The 19,104-nt window shown below is 48.6% G+C and carries 20 protein-coding genes and 1 pseudogene; 7 read left to right on the plus strand and 14 right to left on the minus strand.

Features of this window, described 5'->3' with window-relative positions:
• Positions 1–71: 71 nt before the first annotated feature.
• Positions 72–659 carry a YjaG family protein gene (locus B5D35_RS07670; protein WP_078752003.1) on the plus strand — a complete coding sequence of 196 codons (588 nt, stop codon included), beginning with the start codon at positions 72–74 and terminating at the stop codon, positions 657–659.
• Between the two features lie 48 nt (positions 660–707).
• On the opposite strand, the gene B5D35_RS07675 is transcribed toward B5D35_RS07670, so the two are convergent.
• Complete coding sequence (locus tag B5D35_RS07675) at positions 708–1,907, minus strand: hemolysin family protein (RefSeq protein ID WP_078752004.1); 1,200 nt, start codon at positions 1,905–1,907, stop codon at positions 708–710.
• Between the two features lie 235 nt (positions 1,908–2,142).
• Here B5D35_RS07675 and hupA point away from each other — a divergent pair, with 235 nt between their 5' ends.
• Positions 2,143–2,415: a nucleoid-associated protein HU-alpha gene (gene hupA / locus B5D35_RS07680; protein ID WP_078752005.1), complete on the plus strand. Its 273-nt coding sequence runs from the start codon at positions 2,143–2,145 to the stop codon at positions 2,413–2,415.
• A 41-nt stretch (positions 2,416–2,456) separates the two neighbouring features.
• Entirely contained in the window at positions 2,457–3,143 is a 687-nt protein-coding gene (locus tag B5D35_RS07685; RefSeq protein WP_078752006.1) for a DUF1481 domain-containing protein, read from the plus strand.
• Between the two features lie 67 nt (positions 3,144–3,210).
• On the opposite strand, the gene purD is transcribed toward B5D35_RS07685, so the two are convergent.
• Both purD and purH read right to left on the minus strand, forming a co-directional pair.
• Positions 3,211–4,500 carry a phosphoribosylamine--glycine ligase gene (purD, locus tag B5D35_RS07690; RefSeq protein ID WP_078752007.1) on the minus strand — a complete coding sequence of 430 codons (1,290 nt, stop codon included), beginning with the start codon at positions 4,498–4,500 and terminating at the stop codon, positions 3,211–3,213.
• 65 nt (positions 4,501–4,565) lie between these two features.
• A complete protein-coding gene (purH, locus tag B5D35_RS07695; RefSeq protein WP_078752008.1) occupies positions 4,566–6,158 on the minus strand; it encodes a bifunctional phosphoribosylaminoimidazolecarboxamide formyltransferase/IMP cyclohydrolase in 1,593 nt (530 codons plus the stop codon).
• A 192-nt stretch (positions 6,159–6,350) separates the two neighbouring features.
• Here purH and zntR point away from each other — a divergent pair, with 192 nt between their 5' ends.
• From zntR to B5D35_RS07710, 3 genes are all read left to right on the plus strand, one after another.
• Positions 6,351–6,764 carry a Zn(2+)-responsive transcriptional regulator gene (gene zntR, locus B5D35_RS07700; RefSeq protein ID WP_078752009.1) on the plus strand — a complete coding sequence of 138 codons (414 nt, stop codon included), beginning with the start codon at positions 6,351–6,353 and terminating at the stop codon, positions 6,762–6,764.
• A gap of 125 nt (positions 6,765–6,889) precedes the next feature.
• Positions 6,890–8,029 carry an FIST signal transduction protein gene (locus tag B5D35_RS07705; RefSeq protein ID WP_078752010.1) on the plus strand — a complete coding sequence of 380 codons (1,140 nt, stop codon included), beginning with the start codon at positions 6,890–6,892 and terminating at the stop codon, positions 8,027–8,029.
• Between the two features lie 5 nt (positions 8,030–8,034).
• Positions 8,035–9,447: a sensor domain-containing diguanylate cyclase gene (locus B5D35_RS07710; protein ID WP_078752011.1), complete on the plus strand. Its 1,413-nt coding sequence runs from the start codon at positions 8,035–8,037 to the stop codon at positions 9,445–9,447.
• A gap of 36 nt (positions 9,448–9,483) precedes the next feature.
• On the opposite strand, the gene tpx is transcribed toward B5D35_RS07710, so the two are convergent.
• A complete protein-coding gene (tpx, locus tag B5D35_RS07715) occupies positions 9,484–9,987 on the minus strand; it encodes a thiol peroxidase (RefSeq protein ID WP_078752012.1) in 504 nt (167 codons plus the stop codon).
• 221 nt (positions 9,988–10,208) lie between these two features.
• Between tpx and ppnP the strand changes: the two genes are divergently transcribed.
• Positions 10,209–10,487, plus strand: coding sequence for a pyrimidine/purine nucleoside phosphorylase (ppnP, locus tag B5D35_RS07720; RefSeq protein ID WP_078752013.1), 279 nt, complete (start codon positions 10,209–10,211; stop codon positions 10,485–10,487).
• 61 nt (positions 10,488–10,548) lie between these two features.
• Here the strand turns inward: ppnP and B5D35_RS07725 are convergent, their stop codons facing one another.
• From B5D35_RS07725 to B5D35_RS24540, 10 genes and pseudogenes are all read right to left on the minus strand, one after another.
• A complete protein-coding gene (locus B5D35_RS07725) occupies positions 10,549–11,730 on the minus strand; it encodes a glycosyltransferase family 4 protein (RefSeq protein WP_078752014.1) in 1,182 nt (393 codons plus the stop codon).
• Between the two features lie 198 nt (positions 11,731–11,928).
• Complete coding sequence (gene fis, locus B5D35_RS07730; RefSeq protein ID WP_002542007.1) at positions 11,929–12,225, minus strand: DNA-binding transcriptional regulator Fis; 297 nt, start codon at positions 12,223–12,225, stop codon at positions 11,929–11,931.
• A gap of 22 nt (positions 12,226–12,247) precedes the next feature.
• On the minus strand, positions 12,248–13,213 hold the full coding sequence (dusB, locus tag B5D35_RS07735) for a tRNA dihydrouridine synthase DusB (protein WP_198557120.1): 966 nt from the start codon (positions 13,211–13,213) through the stop codon (positions 12,248–12,250).
• 148 nt (positions 13,214–13,361) lie between these two features.
• The gene (prmA, locus tag B5D35_RS07740; RefSeq protein WP_078752016.1) at positions 13,362–14,246 is read right to left on the minus strand and encodes a 50S ribosomal protein L11 methyltransferase; all 885 of its coding nucleotides are present in this window, start codon (positions 14,244–14,246) and stop codon (positions 13,362–13,364) included.
• A gap of 153 nt (positions 14,247–14,399) precedes the next feature.
• The gene (gene panF, locus B5D35_RS07745; protein ID WP_078752017.1) at positions 14,400–15,854 is read right to left on the minus strand and encodes a sodium/pantothenate symporter; all 1,455 of its coding nucleotides are present in this window, start codon (positions 15,852–15,854) and stop codon (positions 14,400–14,402) included.
• Positions 15,847–16,128 (minus strand): YhdT family protein, encoded by a 282-nt coding sequence (locus B5D35_RS07750; RefSeq protein ID WP_078752018.1) that lies wholly within the window; start codon positions 16,126–16,128, stop codon positions 15,847–15,849. Before B5D35_RS07750 ends, panF begins: the two co-directional genes overlap by 8 nt.
• A gap of 161 nt (positions 16,129–16,289) precedes the next feature.
• A complete protein-coding gene (gene accC, locus B5D35_RS07755) occupies positions 16,290–17,636 on the minus strand; it encodes an acetyl-CoA carboxylase biotin carboxylase subunit (protein ID WP_078752019.1) in 1,347 nt (448 codons plus the stop codon).
• A gap of 12 nt (positions 17,637–17,648) precedes the next feature.
• Entirely contained in the window at positions 17,649–18,113 is a 465-nt protein-coding gene (gene accB / locus B5D35_RS07760; RefSeq protein WP_078752020.1) for an acetyl-CoA carboxylase biotin carboxyl carrier protein, read from the minus strand.
• A gap of 26 nt (positions 18,114–18,139) precedes the next feature.
• On the minus strand, positions 18,140–18,595 hold the full coding sequence (gene aroQ / locus B5D35_RS07765; RefSeq protein WP_078752021.1) for a type II 3-dehydroquinate dehydratase: 456 nt from the start codon (positions 18,593–18,595) through the stop codon (positions 18,140–18,142).
• A 290-nt stretch (positions 18,596–18,885) separates the two neighbouring features.
• A pseudogene (locus B5D35_RS24540) lies at positions 18,886–19,104 on the minus strand (group II intron reverse transcriptase/maturase); the annotation flags it as partial.

Genomic DNA, 19,104 nt, shown 5'->3' on the forward strand with positions numbered 1-19,104 from the left:
GTATATAAAGTACACTTGCGCGGAAATCCTTTCCGGCATTATACGTCGGTAATCAGTGTAGACGGCAGACCATGTTAAAAAATCCGATCCAGCTGCGACTCGAAAAACTTGAGCAGTGGCAACACATCACCTTTATGGCGGCACTGGTGGAGCGTATGTATCCAAACTATGCTGCGTTCTGTCAGCAAACTGACTTCGCTGAGCCTCAAGCATATCGTCAATTGCTTGATTGCGTGTGGGAAATTCTGACGGTTAAAAATGCCAAAATCGACTTTGAGAGTCAGCTAGAAAAGCTAGAGGATCTCATCCCGACAACTGAAGAATTTGATATCTACCTGGTTTACCCTGCAATTGATGCATGCGTGGCGATGTCGACTCTCATTCACACGTTGTTGGATCGCGATCTCGTTATGGAATCCGTGCTGAAAATCAGCCAGCAGTCAGTAGCGAGTGTTGCTCAGTTGGAAGAAGCGCAGACAGGCGTGGAAGTGACTGATGATAACCAGAAAGAAATTGAGTCAGTGTGTGCTGAATGGGATGTTCAGTGGGCAATTTTCCGCGCACTGAAAGAAGCAGCTGAACGCGATGTAGAGATGATACGTGGTATTCGCAACGAGCTTCGTGAAGACGGTGTGAGTAATCTGGGTTTATCCATTTAGCGGTTGTTATTGCAAAAAAAACGGGCCATCGGCCCGTTTTTTGTTTTGTTACTTTACGTTTTTTTCGGCAAGGTCTTTGATGTCCGCCATCTGTTCTTGTGGCGTATTTGCGTTGTTGTCTTCAACCTTAGCTTCTTCCGCGATTTCTGCTGAGATGTCTGATTCAGGCTCTGCTTTTTGTGGAGCTTCATCATCATCGTCGTCATTGCTTTGAATCACGCCGTGAGTTTCTTTCCAATCTTCCCAACGCTCATGGGCCAGAGCCTGCATATTGGAGTTCTTGTCTGCTTCGTCAACGATCTCTTTGCCCATCAGGTGCTCGAAGATGTCTTCGATGGTGATAATACCCTGCACGTCACCGTATTCGTCCACAATCAGCGCCAACTGAGAACGCTGTGCCATCAGGCGATCAAATGCTTTTGGTACATGCGTTGAGTCATGTACCACAGGGATTGGACGCATGATGCTGCTCAATGGTTGCTGACCGTTACCGTGTTGGTTTGCTGAGAACAGCTCAAGACGGTGCACAAAACCCAAAATGTTGTCACGTTGCTCGGCATAAACCAAAGGGCGCGAGAACGGCGTATCGTGGTGTTCTTTAAGGAACGCCTCAATGGTCATGGAAGCGTCAACACGGAACAAAACTGGGCGTGGTGTCATCAATTTTGTTACTGGTGCGTCACGCAGGCTCAGAAGGTTAGTCAGCATGGTTGACTCATCGTCTTCAAGTTCACCGCTTTCTTTTGCTAGCAGTGCCATAGCGGAAATCTCGTCACGCAGTTTTGGCTGCTCCTTGCCGCGAGCCAGTCGACGAGTCAGTTGTTCTGATGCCCAAACAATCGGCGTGAGTGCCCATACCATCCAACGTAGGATCGACGCTGCCCCTGGTGCCAGTTGACGCCAGTAAGTTGCGCCAATGGTTTTTGGTACGATTTCTGACAGCAGCAGGATAGCCAGCGTCAGTACCGCCGAAAACACACCCAGCCATGCATCACCAAATACTTTGGTCGCCTGTGCGCCCGATGCTGCAGCACCTACAGTGTGTGCAATGGTGTTCAGAGTCAAAATTGAAGCGAGAGGGCGGTCAATGTCATCTTTTAGTTCTTGAAGACGGCCTGCAGCTGGGTGGCCGTCTTGTCGCATCTGGGCCAAATAACTAGGAGTAATGCTCAGTAGAATGGCTTCAAGTACTGAACAGATAAATGAAACACCGATAGACAGTGCCACAAACATGATTAGCAGGATCATCGTTTTCCAGCGTTTGAGTAGTTAACAGGAATAATAGTAGCGGCAAGAATCGGGTCTCAGCGCAGTAAATACAAGTGTTGAAGCGAAAATATACCCAATATTTTGTGAGGATGCGCTCAGTTTGTGGTTAAAGACTCTGCATACAGTCACTTGTAGTGCCACAAACCTTTGCCAGTCGGGCTTCTTTTGAATTAGAGTTGCCTTGTCTCAAGAAAACCTAAGAAGGGAAGACCTAATGAACAAGACCAACTTGATCGACCTGATCGCAGAGAAAGCAGACCTGTCTAAAGCACAAGCGAAAGCAGCACTGGAAGCAACTCTGGCTGGTATCGAAGGTGCGCTGAAAGAAGGTGATCAGGTTCAACTGATCGGTTTCGGTACGTTTAAAGTTAACCATCGTGCTGCGCGCACTGGCCGTAACCCACAAACGGGTCAGGAAATTCAAATTGCAGCTGCAAACGTTCCAGCGTTTGTTGCGGGCAAAGCGCTTAAAGACGCAGTTAAGTAAGTTATACTCCGCCAAAGCATCCTTTGTTTTGGCGGATTTTTATGCGCGCGATAGCAGCACCTCTCGTTTCATTCCTCGCAGTTGTATTGGCGGGCTGTAGCTCGACAGAAGCCATTGTCCCTGTTAAAACCACCCAAACTGCAGCCGTACATGGCGATGCAGCCAGCATCTATTGGCTTGACGAAAAGCAAACCTTTCCTGAAACGCTCTCTGAAATCGTTCTATTGGGCGACTATGGGCAGTATCAGTCAGAGTATCGCTGGCGAAGAGGGGTAGTTCGTGAAATTCAACGTACAGGAACAGTGCTTGATGATGGGGAGCTGAAAGAGCAGTCTGTTCTGATCCGTTATGATTCGGAAGGTCAGGCCGTTTACCAACAGTATCGATTGGATGGGGATTTATTGCCCATCAGAGGTACTGAGCTGGTGAAGTATTATCGACAAGCGGAACAAGCATTGGCAAGCGCAAAAGCCCTCGGAAAAGAAAAGCAGGATTTTTTCCAAGGTCATTGGAAGGCTGGCACATTTGAAGAATGTGGCTCGTCGTCAGAGAAAACCTTGACGTTTGATACTGTGCTTCCTGACTATCTTCTGCAAAGTCTCGATCAGCCGAGCAACTTTCTCGCTGCTGTCGGTGAAGTTGGCAGAAAATCGAACACAGTGAATGAAGTGATCATTCTGGGAGACGGAGAGACCCCCTGTCTCGTCAGGCCTGAATTTAAACGCTAAGGCTCAAACACTAAAAAGGCCCTTATCTCATCGAGATAAGGGCCTTTTTCTTTAGTATGTGCAGCTATTATTGGTTATTTTCGCGCTCAATCGCACGGTAGCCAATGTCATCGCGGTGGAACATGCCATTCCAACTGATTTTCGCTGCAAGCTCGTAGGCGCGTTTCTGTGCATCAGAAACGCTATCACCCATTGCCGTTGCACACAGTACGCGACCGCCTGCCGTCACGACGTTACCGTCTTTTTCAGCAGTTCCTGCATGGAATACTTTCGCGGCATCCATTTCTGCGTTTTCCAGACCCGAAATTACGTCGCCTTTGTCGTATGACGCAGGGTAGCCGCCAGCAGCCAACACTACGCCAATTGAAGCGCGCGGGTCCCACTTGGACTCAACCTTATCCAGCTTACCAGCGACAGCCGCTTCACAAAGCTCGACGATGTCTGATTGCAAGCGCAGCATGATAGGCTGTGTTTCAGGGTCACCAAAACGGCAGTTGTATTCGATAACTTTGGGTGTACCGTCGGCCATAACCATCAGACCAGCATACAGGAAGCCAGTGTAAGGGTGACCTTCCGCTTCCATGCCTCGCACGGTTGGGAAAATCACTTCGTTCATCACGCGGTCGTGGATTTCCTGCGTTACGACAGGCGCAGGACTATAAGCACCCATCCCGCCAGTGTTTGGCCCTGTATCGCCATTGCCTACACGTTTGTGGTCCTGGCTGGTGGCCATAGGCAACACATTTTTGCCATCAACCATAACAATGAAGCTGGCTTCTTCACCGTCGAGGAACTCCTCGACAACCACGCGGTGGCCTGCTTCACCAAAGGCGTTACCTGCCAGCATGTCCTGAATGGCGTTTTCTGCTTCTTCCAGGGTCATCGCTACGATAACGCCTTTACCCGCAGCAAGGCCATCAGCTTTCACCACGATCGGTGCGCCTTTTTCGCGTACGTACGCAAGGGCTGGCTCAATCTCAGTGAAGTTTTGGTATTCCGCCGTAGGAATGTCATGGCGAGCAAGGAAGTCTTTGGTAAACGCTTTTGAGCCTTCAAGCTGCGCTGCTGCTTCTGTTGGGCCAAAAATTGGCAAACCAGCTTCACGAAATGCATCTACAACGCCAATCACCAGTGGTGCTTCTGGACCAACAATCGTCAGGCCGATATTTTTTTCTGTGGCAAACGCGACCAGTGCTGAAATGTTTTCGACATTAATCGCCACGTTTTCAAGCTTAGGTTCTAATGCAGTACCTGCGTTGCCCGGTGCAACATAGACAGTGTTCACTTTTTCAGACTGCGCTGCTTTCCACGCCAGTGCGTGCTCGCGACCGCCGCCACCAATAACCAATACGTCCATATTCAATCCTTAAATCAAATCAGCCCGATGACGTACGTGAAATCGTTTCGGGCTGTGAAAATCTATTAGTGACGGAAGTGGCGCATGCTAGTAAATACCATTGCCATGCCGTGTTCGTCTGCTGCAGCAATGACTTCGTCATCACGCATTGAACCGCCAGGTTGGATCACACAGGTGATACCTGCTTCAGCGGCGGCATCGATACCGTCACGGAACGGGAAGAAGGCGTCGGACGCCATCACACTGCCAGCCACTTCCAAGTTTTCGTCAGCTGCTTTGATACCCGCGATTTTTGCTGAGTACACGCGGCTCATTTGGCCTGCGCCTACGCCGATGGTCATATTGCCTTTGGCGTATACAATGGCATTCGATTTCACATATTTCGCAACTTTCCAGCAAAACAGGGCATCGCGAAGTTCTTCTTCTGAAGGCTGACGTTGAGAAACCACGGTCAGGTCATCCAAAGACACCATGCCTTGGTCGCGATCTTGTACTAGCAGGCCACCGTTAACGCGTTTTACGTCAAAGCCGGTGGTTTGTGTGCTCCACGTGCCGCAAACCAGAAGGCGTACATTTTTCTTCGCAGCAACCACTTCTGCAGCCGCTGGAGATACGCTTGGTGCAATGATGACTTCGACAAACTGACGGTCAACGATCGCTTGTGCGGTTTCTGCATCCAGTTCACGGTTAAACGCGATAATGCCACCAAACGCGGATGTTGGGTCGGTCTTGTATGCACGGTCATATGCTTCGAAGATGTTTTCGCCCAGTGCTACGCCACATGGGTTGGCATGTTTTACGATCACACAGGCCGGTTCGATAAATTCTTTTACACACTCTAGCGCGGCATCAGTATCCGCGATGTTGTTGTAAGACAGTGCCTTACCTTGAAGCTGAGTCGCTGTAGAAACAGATGCTTCTTCTGGGTTGGCTTCGGTATAGAAAGCGGCTGCCTGATGGCTGTTTTCGCCGTAGCGCATGTCCTGCTTTTTGATGAACTGTTGGTTGAAGGTGCGAGGGAATTTCGACTCGTCATCACCTTCTTTATTATCGCCGTAAGAGGGCACCATGGTACCGAAGTAGTTAGCGATCATGCCGTCGTAAGCGGCAGTGTGCTCGAACGCAGCAATTGCCAAATCGAAGCGGGTTTTCAGTGTTAGAGAGCCATTGTTGGTATCCAGCTCTTCCAGCACGCGACCATAATCTGACGCGTTTACCACGATGGTCACATCTTTATGATTTTTCGCTGCTGAGCGAACCATGGTTGGGCCGCCGATGTCGATGTTCTCAACAGCATCTTCCAGCGTACAGCCTTCTTTTGCCACAGTTTCAGCAAACGGATACAGGTTGACCACGACCATGTCGATAGGGGAGATACCATGCTTATCCATCACCGCATCATCTGTATTGCGACGACCAAGAATGCCACCGTGAACTTTCGGATGCAGCGTTTTCACGCGTCCATCCATCATTTCTGGGAAGCCCGTGTAGTCCGAGACTTCAGTGACATTCAGACCTTGTTCTGCGAGTAGGCGAGCGGTACCGCCAGTCGAAAGAATATCGACACCTTTCTCTGCCAGTGCTTTCGCAAATTCAACAATACCGGTTTTATCAGATACGCTAATCAATGCGCGACGAATAGGACGAGCGTTTTCCATTGCTACCATCTCTTCAACTGTGGGGATAAGATATTTGGCAAAACCGCCGCAGGGGGGAGCTGCTTTGCCAAATACCTGTTACGGCAGAGCCTGATTGATTCGGCGTATATTCTAACCTAAATTATCGACGCAATCGATTGCTTTTATGGTTTTGTCACAATTCTGACCTCGATGGCCAACAAAGGTGAGTATATGAAGATGTTGCAAATAGGCCAGCTTGCCAAGCTGGCGGGGGTTTCCGGAGATACGCTGCGTTTTTACGAGAAAGTCGGGCTTATTTCCCCATCAGCGAGAAGTGATGGCGGTTACCGGCTTTGCAGTGAAGATGCGGTATCTCGCGTACACTTTATATTGAAAGCCAAGCGCATTGGCCTGACGTTAGACGATATTCAGGAAATGTTGGAAATTAGGCTAGAAGCGAGTCAGCACAGTTGTGCTGAAGTGAAAGGGATCACGCAGAAGAAATTGGATGATATCGATCAGAAGATCGCAGAACTGACCGAGATCCGCTCCGCATTAAAGAAATTGAATGATGCTTGCTGTGGTCACGTTGATGATAACGCCAGCCACTGCTCCATTCTCGAAGCGCTGGCTGCAGTCGACTGATACGGAGTTGACACGTTTTTCCTTATATTAAAGCGGCGACGCGGTGTCATTTTGGTCAACCTCTAGAAACTTACCTATTCTAAAAAGTAAGACGTTGTTTTATTTTTGTGTTGAGGAGGTAGGGCATGGTGCATTGCGCACAATGTACGTGGTCAGTAGACTCTGGTTGGACGTCACTTGACGAGTTATCAGGTCTGGATTCATCTCAGACCTTGGTTTTGCTATTTGGTGTGGCGGACTCTCCTGAATACGGCAGTGCTATACAATCATTGCTCCAGTTTTTTCCTACCAGTTTTGTCGCGGGTTGTTCTAGTTCTGGTGAAATCAGCAACAACGAATTAAGCGTGAGTGAAGCGCAAATTGTTGCCACTGTTTATCGGTTCGATCATACCCAACTCCGGATTGAGCAGTTAGATGTTAACCAAGACGAATCATTCCAAGCGGGAAAGGCGCTAGGCCAAGCCTTGTACCAAGACAGTCTTTCTTGGGTGTTTGTTCTTAGCGATGGTCTTCGGGTTAACGGCAGTGAGTTAGCCAGTGGATTTAACAGCGTTTTGCCGGCATCAGTCCCTGTGACAGGAGGATTGGCGGGAGACCATGGCCGTTTTGAAAAAACATTGGTTTGGCATAAAGACAATGCGAAATCCGGTCGCATTGTCGCAATTGGATTTTACGGTCATCGATTGTCCGTGGGGTTTGGTTCTGGTGGCGGATGGCGAAAGTTTGGGCCTGAACGAACCGTCACATACTCTAAGGCAAACATCGTTTATGAAATTGATCATGAACCCGCTTTAGCCCTTTATCGAACCTATTTAGGAAGCCATGCTGATGAGTTGCCGGGCAGCGGGCTACGTTACCCCTTGAACCTTCACGTAGAAGAAGCAGGCACCTCTGTGATTCGTACCTTGTTAGGCATCAATGAAGATGATGAAAGTGTCACGTTTGCAGGGGATGTTCCTGAAGGGGCTAAGGTGCAACTGATGAATACCGATTTACCTTCTCTGGTTCAAGGGGCCGAGGACGCGGCGATCAATTGCCAGCACGATGCCTCCCCAGATGCAGCAATATTGATCAGTTGTGTTGGACGACGGTTGTTGTTCAAACAAATGGCGGATGATGAAGTTGATGCAGTCAGAGACGTTTTAGGTGAGCAGACTCTACTTTGCGGTTTTTATAGCTACGGAGAGTTAGCGCCTTATGGACGAGCTTTTAATTGTGGCTTGCATAACCAAACCATGACAGTCACAACGCTGAAGGAGGAGTGATCACTATGCATCGATTGCTGAAAAGGCAATTGGATAAAGTGTACGGTCATGATCTTCCCGATGATGAAAAGTGGGATAAGTTGATCGCGCTAATCGATGAGGCGTACGAAAGCTTCGAGCTGAACGACCGCCAGCTTCATCGCGCACTGGATATTAGTTCTGAAGAGTTAAATCAGCGCAACCGGGCATTATCTTGCTTATTAGATGCGTTCCCTGATTCAACCGCGACATTCAATAAACGCCTGAGGCTCGTCGAATTCAGACCTGGACATGGATTGGAGCATTTCGAGGCCGCGGTATCCCCACGAGCAGAAGTGGCGGAGCTCCCCTTTATCAGTGATCCAGACGTCTTTCAGCACCGATTAAGGCAAGTTCAGGAGAGCAAAGAGCCCTGCCATTATGAATACAGCTTGGGAGACTCGATTGGGCTTCAATATATTGAAGCGAGAATTACCCCATTTGATGACAACAAGCTGCTCGTCATATTTAGAGATATCACCGAGCATCGTATGATTGACCGCCTTAGGCGAGAAGCCTTTGATCGCGTTCAGCGGACCGAGCATCAACTGCGACAGGTGATCGAAAGTGCACCTGTCGGCATGGTATTAAGCGACCATAATGGAGACATAGTGTTGGTTAATGCATTTGCCCAACGTTTCTTTGATTTTCAAGCTGAACAACTGCTAGGACAAAGTAGCCAGGTCCTGATTTCAGAGAATCATCGAGAGCGTTATCGGGTGATGCGTGAAAGCGTGTTGACTGATCCGGCTCAGAAAGCCTTTCGGGGGGATTTCGAAGTCACTACATCAAGTGGTCGAAAATTATTGGCCGATATTGGCATGTCCTGTTTGCAATATGATGAGAAACATTGGGTCGCACATACTTTTTCAGATATTACGAAAAGGAAGCGTCTAGAAGCAGAGTTACGCATATTGGCATCGACTGATCCTCTGACAGGTGCGTTGAATCGTCGTCAATTTATGATAAACGCCAATCAATCATTTTCAGCAGCCCTGCGTCATCAACGAAGCATGAGCATCTTAGCGTTGGACATAGACCACTTTAAATTTATCAACGACAACTATGGCCATTGCGTCGGAGACACTGTGCTCATTCGCTTGGTTGAAAAAATAGAAAGTAAACTGCGAAAACAAGATTCATTGGGGCGAGTGGGTGGGGAAGAGTTTGCCGTGTTGTTACCCGATACCAATCGGTTAGAGTCTTTAGCGATTGCGGAACGTATTCGAAAAGGTCTGTCACAGATGGAAGTAGAATGTGATGTAAGAAAAGTAAGTTTTACCGTCAGTATTGGTGTTTGCTCAAATTTACGGGAAATAAAAAGCGTAGAAAACATGCTAGATCGCGCCGATCAGGCCTTGTATGAAGCCAAACGAGGGGGGAAGAAATTGTGTCATTGAGTATCACCCCCCATCGGAAAAAAGTTCATTGCCTGTTTAACGCTTCAGAGCTTCAAGTGCGGCATCATAGTTAGGCTCATCGCTCAGCTCTCGAACCAGCTCAACGTGTTTAACAACTCCCCCTTCATTTACGACGATTACCGCTCTCGCTGACAGTCCAACCATTGGACCAGCAGCGATGGCGACGCCGTAATCTGTCATAAAGTCAGGACTTCTTAGCGTCGATGCGTGTTGTACATTCATCAATCCTTCCAATTCGCAAAAGCGGCTGACAGCAAAAGGCAGATCCGCAGAGATGCAAACTACCTTGGTGTTGTTAACTGCAGCGGCTTTTTCATTGAAGGCGCGAACGCTAGAGGCACACGTTGGGGTATCTATGCTGGGGAAAATATTGAGTATGATTTTGTTTCCTCTGAGGCTTTCCAGCGTCAGATCGGACAAGTCGGCGGCAGTCAGCGTAAAATTGGGTGCGGGTGAGCCGACTTGAGGAAGGTTGCCGGACAATGGGATTGCCTGTCCTTGGAAAAATGTTTCTGGCATGTTTATCTCCTTTGCTATCACGTAAAATAGGCAGTTGTATTGCCACATGGTGTTAGTGCATCGTTGCTGAAGTATTATGCAGTCTGTGTAGACTTGCGTTAGTTTTCTGCAATTCCAGACAAGGCTATCGCACAAATAAAATAGTAGTTGGGAACATACTGAGAGTGTGATAGCGTCAGGCAAACCGAAAGGATTAAAAAATTCAGTAATTAAGGACAGTGATGTTAAAAGTTAACGAGTATTTCGACGGCAACGTGAAGTCGATCGGTTTTGAAAACAAAGGCCCAATCAGCATTGGTGTGATGGAAGTTGGTGAATATACCTTCGGTACTGCTGCACCTGAGCGCATGAAAGTGATCAAAGGTGAGTTGACGGTTAAACTGCCGGGCAATATTGATTGGCAAACCTTTGGCACAGGTGATGACTTCGAAGTCCCTGGAGAGTCGTCTTTCCAGGTTAAGGTTGAGCAGACTACTGCCTATCTGTGCGAATACTTGTAATGTCGCGAGCTCTAAAAAAAGCGCCTGTTGGCGCTTTTTGTGTTTCTAGCAGGGCGTTATCTTAGCCTCTGTTCCCTGATGCAGTTCCACGCTGATAAATTTCTTCAAGCTTGTCGGCATGACCTTTCATAGAGAAATGTTCAAGTGCGCGATGGTAAGCATTGGTTGCGTTAGCCGCTAGTCGTGCAGGATTTTCAAGGTATTGCTTTAACCCATCTGCAATTGATGTGGGATGTTGAGGTTTACAGTAAACGCCGGTGTCCTCAAGGATCTCTGGTAGCGCGCCAGTATCGGATACCACAATCGCACAATGCTGGGCCATGGCTTCAATTGCGGTCAAACCAAACGCTTCATCCCAATACGGCAAACAGACAATTTGTATTTCTTCCAGTAGCGTTCCTACATTGCGGCGATAGCCCGCCAAGTGGATACGGCTGGAAAAAGGTGATGCTTTTGCCATTGCTTGCAACTTCTCTGAGAATGCGACATCAGCACCCTCATCGCCGTTTAGACCACCAATCAAAACCAAATGTGTGTCTGGATATGTGTCTGCAATCTGTTCAAAGGCCGCTAATAAGTCAGCTTGGCCTTTACCATCACAAATACGGCCTACTGAACCGATAAAGCGCGTGTCGTGAGGCAGACCATATTCATCCGCGAGAAGGTGGGGGCGTGTCGCTTCATTGAAGGTTTTGTCTTCAATGTAAGTGCCCAGCCAGAGGCGTTCAATTTTGTCGGTTGCAACGGGAAGGGCTTTGATGTTGCGCTGATAGGTTTCGTTACTGATAGACAGTACCTGATCAACATGACGATATACCCAGCGGTGATAGAGATCTTTCTTCGGACGTTTTACGCCCATGTGCTCGGTGAATACGGTAAAGCGAGGGTGAAGGACATTGAGCAGCGCAGAGATCAGTATGTCACCTGACTTGTGGCAGTGAACGATTTTTACGTTTCTTTCCTTCAGCCAACGATTGAGATCAAGCAGGGTGGCACCAAACAGCGCAGATTTTTTAGGGACAGTGAAAACGTCCATCCCTGCGTCTAACATCGCGTTTGCAACGCGCGAATTTTCGGCTGCCAAGCCGAAGACGCAATATCCCTTTTCGACAAACTCTTTTCCCATTCGCGAAGGGTACATCTCAAGCCCACCCCAGCCTGTAGAAAGGCAGATGTGTAAGATGGCAGGTTTGTCATCGTTTCGCATCTTGTGAGTGTCGCTGGTGGCGTTAGTGTGCCCCATGGTATCTCTCCGCTGCATTGCGTTATGGCCATGTAAATTGAAGGAGAGAGTATAAGTTCAGAGCATGGGGGGCGCAATTTGTCATTGTGCCTAAAGGGAAAGGCGAGAGCAGTCGCGTGTTTTTTATTACTAGAAACAACAAAGGCCAAGCTGTGAAAAACTTGGCCTTTGTTTTTAAAACGTCAAAGAAGACTGAACTTAGTTCATGCCGTACTTTTTCAGTTTCTTACGCAGAGTACCACGGTTGATACCCATCATGGTTGCAGCGCGAGTTTGGTTACCGCGAGTGTACTGCATGATGGTGTCCAGCAGTGGTTGCTCAACTTCTGCCAGTACCAGCTCGTACAGGTCGTTGACTTCCTGGCCATTCAACTGCGCTAGGTAGTTTTTCAGGGAGGCTTTTACTGAGTCACGCAGTGGCTTCTGGGTGATTTGATCTTGTGAAGTCACAGTAGTCACTGTCAATGCTTCTGAAGTCAGGTTTTGTTCGAACATACTCTGTCAGCTCTTCTCGTATTTATGCAACGTTTTCGAAGTAATCTTGCAGCGCATCGATCTGCTGGTGGGCGTCTTCGATTGCGTTGAAAGCCTGGCGAAAATCGCCAATTTGATCATGTTCTTTCAGGTACCATCCCACGTGTTTGCGTGCAATACGGTGGCCTTTGAACTCACCATAAAACTGATGAAGTTCTTGAACATGACCCAACAAAATTGTTTGGACCTCTTCCATCGACGGAGCCGCGAGTTCTTCGCCGGTGGTTAGGTAGTGTTGGATTTCGCGAAAAATCCATGGTCGCCCCTGTGCTGGGCGGCCGATCATCAGGGCATCTACACCTGTGTATTCGAGCACATACTTGGCTTTCTGAGGCGAATCAATATCTCCGTTAGCAATAACAGGAATGGATATCGCCTCTTTTACCGCTCTGATGCTGTCGTACTCGGCTTCTCCTTTATACATACAAGCACGTGTTCGGCCGTGAAGGGCCAATGCTTGAATGCCACAGTCTTCGGCCATTTTGGCGATCTGGACGCAATTTTTATTGTCCGTATCCCAACCTGTACGTGTTTTCAGCGTGACGGGAACGTCAACAGCTGCAACGACTGTTTTCAGAATTTGCTCGATGATGTCTGGTCGGGTCAGCAAGGCTGAACCAGCCAATTTCTTGTTGACCTTTTTTGCCGGGCAACCCATGTTGATATCGATGATTTGCGCACCGTTCTCAACACAATAGCGTGCGGCATCTGCCATCAATGCTGGTTCTGCACCAGCAATCTGTACAGAGCGAACTCCCTTCTCGTCCAAATGAACCATTCGGTTTTTTGATTTGGCTGTATGCCACATCGCCGGATTGGAAGACATCATTTCGCTCACCGCCATACCTGCACCGTGACGTAAACAAAGTTCACGAAATGGTCTATCGGTTACACCAGCCATAGGTGCAACGATAAGCGTGTTTTCCAGTTTATAAGGTCCGATCTGCAAGGGAATACCTTCTATGTCAGCAAGGGCGCGCATTTTACGCATTTTTTGCCAGTCTGAAAAGGCCAATATTTGAGCGTTTTGTCTTGATTTTCTAAAAAGCCAAATAATTCAATTTTTTAGTACAAAAATCGCTCAATTATTGTGAGTTTTAGACTTTGTGTGCAGTGATTCTGCACCATTCTTCCTTCGATGTGATTTCATCGACCGTCAATTCGTCGCGATAGCAGTCTGCAACGGACTCTGCTTGGGAGTCCAGCACGCCAGACATTGCCAATAGACCTTGCGGTGCCATCAAACTTTTAATGATCGGAGAAAGCTCACGAAGAGGGCCTGCAAGGATGTTTGCCACGACCACTTCAGCCTGCAGATTTTGAGGCTGATCTTTTGGCTGGTACAGTTCAAGACGATCTGCGACGCCATTGCGCTCTGCATTGTCTTTAGACGCTTGCAGGGCTTGAGGGTCGATATCGATACCAATCACTTTTTCTGCACCGAGCAGAAGCGCCGCCAGAGACAGAATGCCTGAACCACAACCGAAATCGATGATTGTTTTGCCTTTCAAATCCAGACCGTCTAACCATTCAAGACAAAGCGAGGTGGTTGGGTGTGTCCCTGTACCGAATGCCAGACCAGGATCCAGCATGATGTTTACGGCTTCAGGATCGGGCGCGTCACACCAGCTTGGGCAAACCCAAAGACGCTGGCCAAAACGCATTGGCTTGAAGTTATCCATCCAAGCGCGTTCCCAGTCTTTGTCTTCCAGTTGCTCAATCTTGTGAGTGAAATCCTGACCCAGTAGTGGGTTAGATTTCAGAATCGCAACGATGGCTTCCATATCCGCTTCTGCGTCATACAATGCGACGATATCTGTTTCACCCCATAGTCGGGTTTCACCCGGCATAGGTTCAAATACAGGGGTATCTTTGGCGTCTAGAAAGGTTACTGACAGTGCGCCAGCGTCTTCCATCAGCACGTCGCCAATTGCTTCAGCCGTTTCTGCGGTCGCATTCAGTTTGATTTGAATCCAAGGCATGGTTTCTTCACTTATTCGTCTAACTACGTTTTCAGGGGGCGGAGTCTAGCATAAAAAGTAGTCAGGTCGCATAGATATGCGTAACGTCATAGGTAAGAAAGCGTGAAAAAAGGGCAGCGAGCGCTGCCCATTGAGGTTTTACGAGTGGGTGACTTATGCCGCCACAGACTTAGCGTGATGATGTTGTATTGAACTTACGATGATAAACGCAATCAAGCTGATGGTTAGCGATGGCACAATGGCGTGGACGCCGCTCATGTCGGGTTTAAAGGTGGAAAGTGCTGCGTAAGTGCCAAGGCCTGTCACCATTGACGTAAGGGCGCCAGCTGCAGTGGCTTTCTCCCAATATAGACCAAGGATGAGAGGCCAAAGAAATACGGCCTGCATGCCGCCGAAGGCCAGTAGATTCAGCCAGATGATCATGTCTGGCGGATTGGTCGATGCGACGAAGACCAATAAAGAGAAGATTCCAGTCACCCATAAAGACAGCGTCGGTAGTTTGCTCTCTGTTTCTGGCGCGTCAGCCGCTTTTGGATTGATGTAGTTCAGGTACAAGTCTTTTAGCAAGGTAGCAGAAGCTTGAATCAATTGAGAATCAATCGTCGACATGATCGCAGCCATAGGGCCAGCCAGAAAGATGCCCGCAACGACAGGGGGCAGTACGGTCATCATCAGCGTCGGCATGATTTGGTCTGGGTTGTCGATTTCTGGCACGATAGCACGCCCCAGTGCGCCGGCGAGGTGCATGCCGAGCATTAAGAAAGCCACCATCGCGGTACTGATCACCATGCCTTTGTGGAGTGAGCCACTGGACTTATAAGACATGCAGCGAACGGTAGCATGTGGCAGACCAATTACACCAAAACACACCAACACCCAAAAACTCAGCATAAAGGGCTCAGTCAGAAACTCATTGGGGCCATAAGGTGTCACCAATGCAGGGTCAATATCGTGAAGTTTGGTGATCATCTCGCCTAAGCTGCCACCGGCATGAATGATACCAATCAACAATGCAATGGTGCCGACGATCATCATGATACCTTGTACTGTATCTGTCATCACAACAGCACGGAATCCGCCAATGGTGGTATAGATGCCGACTGTCAGTGCAAACAGCATTAAGCCATGGGTGTATGAAAGGCCCGTGACAGTCTGAAGCAAACGCGCCCCCCCGACAAATTGCACGACCATGGTACCGAAAAATGCCAGAAGCAATGCGAGTGAAGCGAAAATCACCACTCCTCGGTTTTTGTAGCGTGCATACAGCATGTCATTTAGCGTTAACGCATTATGGCGGCGAGACTCAATGGCGAACTTTTTACCTAGCACACCAAGTGTCAGCCAAGCAGCTGGTAGTTGGATCATGGCTAGTAATACCCAACCTAAGCCCATTTGATAGGCTGCGCCGGGCCCGCCGATAAACGAACTGGCACTGGCATAGGTGGCAGCGAGTGTCATCGCAAGGACAAAGCCACCCATGCTGCGGCTACCCAGCAAGTATTCACTAAGGAAGCCACTGCTGCGATCCCCTTTACTACGCGAATAGAATGCGACGGCAAAGACGGCCACCAGATAGAGAGCCATAGGAATAAGAAGCTGACTATTCATTGTCTGTGTCCTGCTCAATATCAAGAGTCATATCTTTGAAGAGGAATTTCACCATCAATGCACACAAAACAGTGAATAGAATGGGACCAACAACACAGGCAAACAAGAACCAGAGCGGTAAACCAAAGTAGAGTTCTGGCATCGCTTGCTCAATGCCTTCAGGGGCCAAGCCGTAGGCAAATCCGTACCACCAAAGGAAATAAGCAAGTGCGAGGGCAATTGCCCATTTCGCTTCTTTATGCGCCTGGTGGTAACGGCTGCTAAGCGTTTTCATTAGAAGCCTCCGAGCAGTGTGACGCGCATTGGCGTGACTGCTTTTGTATTTCAGGAAAAATGGGTCGCCTATTTTGGCAAAAGTCGGCGAATTGTGACAGTGGCGCTGTGTGGAAAAAGAAAAGGCTGCGCAAGCGCAGCCTTTTTCTAAGCGGATAGGACCTACTTTTGCAGACCCAGCTTCTTCTCTAGGTAGTGAATATTGGCACCACCATGCTGGAAGTTTTCATCTTTCATGATTTCCAGCTGAAGAGGAATGTTGGTTTTGATGCCATCGATGATGATTTCGCTGAGTGCGTTGCGCATACGCGCAATGGCTACATCGCGGTTCTCACCGAAACAAATCAGCTTACCAATCATTGAATCGTAGTAGGGTGGCACGGTATAGCCTGAGTATACATGTGACTCCCAGCGTACACCCATGCCGCCTGGCGCGTGGAAACGCTCAATTTTGCCAGGGCTTGGCAGGAAGCGAACCGGATCTTCCGCATTAATACGACACTCAATCGCGTGGCCGCGAATTTGAATGTCATCTTGTGTGAATGACAGTGGTTGGCCAGCTGCAATGCGAAGCTGTTCTTTGATCAGGTCAACGCCTGTCACCATCTCAGTCACTGGGTGTTCTACCTGAATACGGGTGTTCATTTCGATGAAATAGAACTCGCCATTTTCATACAGGAACTCGAACGTACCCGCACCGCGGTAGCCGATTTCGACACATGCTCGGCAGCAACGTTCACCAATGTATTTACGCATTTCTGCTGTAATACCTGGCGCAGGTGCTTCTTCGACCACTTTCTGGTGACGACGCTGCATAGAACAGTCACGTTCACCTAAGTGGATCGCACCGCCTTGACCGTCGGCTAAAACCTGAACTTCAACGTGGCGTGGGTTTTCAAGGAACTTCTCCATGTAAACGACGTCGTTGTTGAAGGCTGCTTTTGCTTCTGCGCGGGTCATCGCGATGGCGTCTGTCAATTCTGCTTCAGAACGAACAACACGCATGCCACGACCACCGCCGCCACCTGATGCTTTGATGATCACTGGGTAGCCGATACGTTTTGCGAAGGCTTTGTTCTTCGCTGCATCGTCATCCAGAGGGCCATCAGAACCAGGTACACAAGGTACACCCGCTTTTTTCATCGCGTTGATCGCAGAGACTTTGTCACCCATCAAGCGAATGGTGTCAGCACGAGGGCCAACAAAAATGAAGCCTGATTGTTCAACTTGTTCTGCAAAGTCCGCGTTTTCTGACAGGAAGCCGTAGCCAGGGTGGATAGCCACCGCCCCAGTCACTTCCGCAGCACTGATGATGCGAGGGATATTCAGGTAGCTTTCTACGCTCGATGCCGGACCAATACAGATTGACTCGTCAGCCAGCAAAACGTGCTTCAAATCGCGATCAGCGGTTGAGTGAACAGCAACAGTTTTGATGCCCAGCTCTTTACATGCGCGCAGGATACGAAGCGCGATTTCACCGCGGTTAGCGATGACAATTTTATCTAACATATCTGTCCTCGATTACTCGATGATGATCAGAGCTTCATCAAACTCAACGGTCTGGCCGTCTTCGCATAGAATCGCTTTCACTACGCCCGCTTTGTCTGATTGGATTTGGTTCATCATTTTCATCGCTTCAACAATACACAGGGTATCGCCAACGTTGACTGATTGTCCGACTTCAATAAATACTTTTGATTCAGGGCTTGGAGAGCGGTAGAAGGTACCTACCATTGGAGACAGTACTTTATGACCAGATACTTCAGCCGGTGCAGCAGGAGCGGCGGCTGGTGCTTCTACCGCAGCCACTGGTGCTGGAGCAGGAGCAGCTGCTTGAGCTGGCGCAGCATAAACATGTGCAGGCGCAGCGATAGGTGCAACTGCACGGCTGATGCGTACCGATTCTTCACCTTCAGAGATTTCTAGCTCAGCGATACCTGATTCTTCAACCAGTTCAATCAGTTTTTTGATCTTGCGAATATCCATGGTGTCTTATCTCTTCAATATGTTGTTCAGTTGGCCTTTGATTGCAGACGGCTTGCCGCTGCCCTCAAAGCAAATTCGTAGCCTTCAGCTCCTAGTCCAACGATGACGCCCTCGGCTTTATCGGAGAAGTAAGAATGATGGCGAAAAGGTTCACGTGCGTGAACGTTGGACAAATGCACCTCAATAAAAGGGATGCCCACAGACAGGATTGCGTCCCTGAGTGCTACACTAGTGTGCGTGAAGGCGGCGGGATTGATGATGATGAAATCAACATTGCCCAATGCTTGATGGATGGTTTCAATCAAGACGTGTTCCGCATTTGACTGCACGTGCTCTAGGTTTATCTGGAGCTGTGAAGCGAGCGCGGTCAGGTCGGACACTATCTGGTTTAGTGTCTTCTGTCCGTAATGTCCTGGTTCTCTAACGCCCAGCATGTTTAGGTTTGGGCCGTTGAGAAGTAAAACGTTGCGATTTGCTGTCATCTTGATCGCTTTGTTCCTGTTCTTGTTGCGAAAAGTCCCTAATTTCTGCTTTCTGGCACCAAGTGGTTTGAGAACCTTAAAATGGCACTCCCACCATGTACTGAAACGCAATTATAGAGAAATCACCGCAAATGGCAGCAAAATACTGGTCTTATCAGACATATTTTGCCAATTCTTGATGTCGGATAGGCGACACTTGTTACCAAGTGCCGCCCTCCTAAGAACCGTACGTGCAACTTTCACTGCATACGGCTCAAGCCTCCGCTAAGGCGTGTTACGTTACCCAGCAATCACAATGCAGCTAAGACAGGATCAAACCACGAGTTTCGTCCCAGTTTCTTTGGCTTACGCTCTTTAAGGTAAGGTTCATAGAAGGGATCGTAAGGCGTAGCTTTGCTTATGATTTTCACATGCCTTTTAATTGGGGTTTGGGCTATCTGAACCAGATTAAAGTGACAGTCCATGTTGGCGATTTTCTGCCAACCATGAAATTGCCATCCACCTGTGCG

This window comes from Enterovibrio nigricans DSM 22720, assembly GCF_900167155.1.
GTDB classification, from domain to species: Bacteria; Pseudomonadota; Gammaproteobacteria; order Enterobacterales; family Vibrionaceae; genus Enterovibrio; species Enterovibrio nigricans.

Coding starts and splice junctions, on each gene's coding strand:
- B5D35_RS07670 (WP_078752003.1), top strand. CDS start 72: ATGTTAAAAAATCCGATCCAGCTGCGACTCGAAAAACTTGAGCAGTGG.
- B5D35_RS07675 (WP_078752004.1), bottom strand. CDS start 1,907: ATGATCCTGCTAATCATGTTTGTGGCACTGTCTATCGGTGTTTCATTT.
- hupA (WP_078752005.1), top strand. CDS start 2,143: ATGAACAAGACCAACTTGATCGACCTGATCGCAGAGAAAGCAGACCTG.
- B5D35_RS07685 (WP_078752006.1), top strand. CDS start 2,457: ATGCGCGCGATAGCAGCACCTCTCGTTTCATTCCTCGCAGTTGTATTG.
- purD (WP_078752007.1), bottom strand. CDS start 4,500: ATGGACGTATTGGTTATTGGTGGCGGCGGTCGCGAGCACGCACTGGCG.
- purH (WP_078752008.1), bottom strand. CDS start 6,158: ATGGAAAACGCTCGTCCTATTCGTCGCGCATTGATTAGCGTATCTGAT.
- zntR (WP_078752009.1), top strand. CDS start 6,351: ATGAAGATGTTGCAAATAGGCCAGCTTGCCAAGCTGGCGGGGGTTTCC.
- B5D35_RS07705 (WP_078752010.1), top strand. CDS start 6,890: ATGGTGCATTGCGCACAATGTACGTGGTCAGTAGACTCTGGTTGGACG.
- B5D35_RS07710 (WP_078752011.1), top strand. CDS start 8,035: ATGCATCGATTGCTGAAAAGGCAATTGGATAAAGTGTACGGTCATGAT.
- tpx (WP_078752012.1), bottom strand. CDS start 9,987: ATGCCAGAAACATTTTTCCAAGGACAGGCAATCCCATTGTCCGGCAAC.
- ppnP (WP_078752013.1), top strand. CDS start 10,209: ATGTTAAAAGTTAACGAGTATTTCGACGGCAACGTGAAGTCGATCGGT.
- B5D35_RS07725 (WP_078752014.1), bottom strand. CDS start 11,730: ATGGGGCACACTAACGCCACCAGCGACACTCACAAGATGCGAAACGAT.
- fis (WP_002542007.1), bottom strand. CDS start 12,225: ATGTTCGAACAAAACCTGACTTCAGAAGCATTGACAGTGACTACTGTG.
- prmA (WP_078752016.1), bottom strand. CDS start 14,246: ATGCCTTGGATTCAAATCAAACTGAATGCGACCGCAGAAACGGCTGAA.
- panF (WP_078752017.1), bottom strand. CDS start 15,854: ATGAATAGTCAGCTTCTTATTCCTATGGCTCTCTATCTGGTGGCCGTC.
- B5D35_RS07750 (WP_078752018.1), bottom strand. CDS start 16,128: ATGAAAACGCTTAGCAGCCGTTACCACCAGGCGCATAAAGAAGCGAAA.
- accC (WP_078752019.1), bottom strand. CDS start 17,636: ATGTTAGATAAAATTGTCATCGCTAACCGCGGTGAAATCGCGCTTCGT.
- accB (WP_078752020.1), bottom strand. CDS start 18,113: ATGGATATTCGCAAGATCAAAAAACTGATTGAACTGGTTGAAGAATCA.
- aroQ (WP_078752021.1), bottom strand. CDS start 18,595: ATGACAGCAAATCGCAACGTTTTACTTCTCAACGGCCCAAACCTAAAC.